At 54.9% G+C, this 2,777-nt stretch carries 1 protein-coding gene; it reads right to left on the bottom strand.

Annotated features, from left to right (window positions below; translation table 11 throughout):
• Positions 1 to 2,777, bottom strand: a 2,777-nt coding sequence (locus AACX68_RS05980) for an AMP-binding protein (protein WP_228860817.1), incomplete at both ends; no start/stop codon positions are given.

Genomic DNA, 2,777 nt, shown 5'->3' on the forward strand with positions numbered 1-2,777 from the left:
GTTAAACAGACCAATGGTCAGCCACAGAATAGTGACCTGATGGACCTGTAAAGCCCGCACTAACGCCGGCGGGGTCAATAAGGTGGTACGGTCAATCACCACCAATGTCCCCCCGTTCAGCAGTGGTGCCCAAACCTCAAACGTGCTGGCATCAAACGCCGGATTCGCCGTAAAGGCCACCCGGTCATCCGGGCTGATTGTCGCATAACCATTATTGATGACCAGCCGGGTCACTGCACGATGTGGCACCAATACCCCTTTTGGCGTGCCGGTGGAGCCGGAGGTGTACATCACATAAACGGCATCCGAACTAAAACCGGGTAAGTTGAGATTTTCCCCTTCTTCTCGGCCTGCGCCGATTTCTCCCCCTATTCGCAATAACGGCACCGTTAGATTGACCGGAATTTCCATGTGCTCATCAGTCAGCAGCAACTGAGCCGTGCAATCATTGATTACCCAGTGCTTCCGCTCATCCGGTATACCCGGGTCAATCGGCACATAAATCGCGCCGGCTTTCAGAACTGCCAGTTGGGCGACCACCAACGCCATCGAACGTTCCAGCAACAGCGCCACATACCCACCGGGTTGAACCCCCTGTTCAATGAGCTGACGGGCCAACCGATTGGCATGGGCATTAAGTTCCGCATAGCTGAGAGAGTGGTCTTCATATACCAAGGCTGTCGTGTCCGGGTTTTTTTCTACTTGTTGTTCAAATAACTGATGGAGACACATCGCGTTAGGATACGGCGTATCCGTGGCATTCCAGGTGGTAAGTAACAGAGTTCGTTCCGCTGCTGGCAGGATGTCCAACGTCCAAACTGGCCTGTCTGGGGCGTGTTCCAGCGCATCCGCCAGACTTTCCAGGGCCTGCTGCATATAATCACAGACCCGTTCCGGCGCAAGCGGTTGAACCATCTGCGCCGTCAGCCCCAACGCATCACCAAAATCCTCTACTGACAATACGAAAGGATAGTTAGTCCGCTCCTGCCCGCCGACAATTTCAATTCCACTTATCCACTCATCGGACAGGGTTGACATATCATTATGTCGGTAGTTCAGCAGGGCACTGAAAAGTGGCGTTGCGTTGTCAATGCCACTGCATCGCTGAGCCAGTGCCAGAGATGCATGCTCATGCGCCAACAATCCGGCCAGCCGGGTATGAGCCTGCTGTACACTTTCCCTCACCGGTGTATTATCGATATCCAGCCGCAGTGGCAGAGTATTAATAAACAGCCCCAGCCCGCTATCCATCCCTTCTCCTGCCGTCATACGTCCAAACAACACGGTGCCGAACACCACCTTTTCCTGTCCGCTGGTCCGCGACAACACTTGCGCCCAGGCCAAATGACACAATGCCGCCAGACTGACGCCCAACTGTTGCGCCTGATGGCGTAGACGGTGATTCAACTCGCCAGATAACATCCGGTGGGATACCGTCACCTGCGAGCCGTCACGATGCACCTCCGCCAAGCCGAACGGCAGGGTCGGCTCCGCCACATCCACCAACATATCCGTAAAGAAACGGGTGTGTGCTGCCTGACTGATGCCCAACCGAGCCTGCGCTACCAGATTGCGGAACGGTACCGGAGCCGGTAATGTATCTGCCTGTCCTGTCAGAAACGCCTGGATTTCACATTGCAGGACTTCCAATGTGGTATGGTCACCAATCAGGTGATGCAGTAATTGCACAACTGCCCAACGGCCATCCGCGTCCTGAACAATCACAAATTGTAGTAACGGGGCTTCACTTAAGTTAAGACGGTAATGACGGGGATCAAAACGCCGGCTTAACTGTTCACTGACTGGCCCTTCTACCGGATCTAATGTCAGTTCGGTGACGGATAACGTGGCCTGACGCCAGACCACCTGCGCTGGCATTGACACCCCTTGCCAAATAAAAGCCGTCCGCAGGATATCGTGGCGATTGACCACCTGCTGCACAGCGGCTAAGTAGCGATCCAGCAAAACCCGATTCGCAAATACCATCTGAACGATCAACAGGTATGGATCACCCTCATTTGTTAGCAAATGGTGGAATAAGATCCCGTCCTGTAAGGGCGATAAAACATAAATGTCCTGAAGATTGCTTATGCCGCCCGGCACTTGCCCGACAATATGGTCAATGTCAGCCTGTGTCAGGTCTATCAGCGGCAACATGGCCGGAGTGAGAGCTGTCGTCTCGGGAGTAATGACATTGGCAGGGACTGTTACGGCCGGGCTATGCCCCAGTCTTTGTGCCAGATGGGATAACACTGGTGTCTGAAATAAGTCGCGCACCACCAGCGCCAGTCCCGACTGACGCAAGCGTTCAATCATCCGCACTGCCAGTAGAGAATGACCGCCCAGTGTGAAAAAATTGTCATGTCTGCTGACTTGCTCAAGGCCCAACAATTCCCTCCAAATCGCTGCCAACACCGTTTCATTTCTACCCTGTGGGGCCTCATAACGTTGACGAGCCAACGCTTCATTGTCCGGTGCCGGCAGTGCACGCCGATCCAGTTTGCCATTCGGGGTTAACGGGAAGGTATCCAGACGCACAAACGCCGCCGGCACCATATACTCCGGCAGAGCCGCACTCAGGTACTCACGCAGGTTATTCACCAGCCCTGCTTCTGCGTCCGCCACCACATAGGCTACCAGCCGTTTGTCTGCGCCCTCCCCCCAAGCCAACACCGCAGACTCGCGAACCGCCGGGTGCTCTGCCAACCGGGCTTCAATTTCCCCCGGCTCAATGCGGAAACCGCGGATTTTCACCTGCTGGTCATTGCGCCCCAGAA

It is taken from the genome of Xenorhabdus sp. PB61.4, from assembly GCF_963894935.1.
Lineage (GTDB): Bacteria > Pseudomonadota > Gammaproteobacteria > Enterobacterales > Enterobacteriaceae > Xenorhabdus > Xenorhabdus stockiae.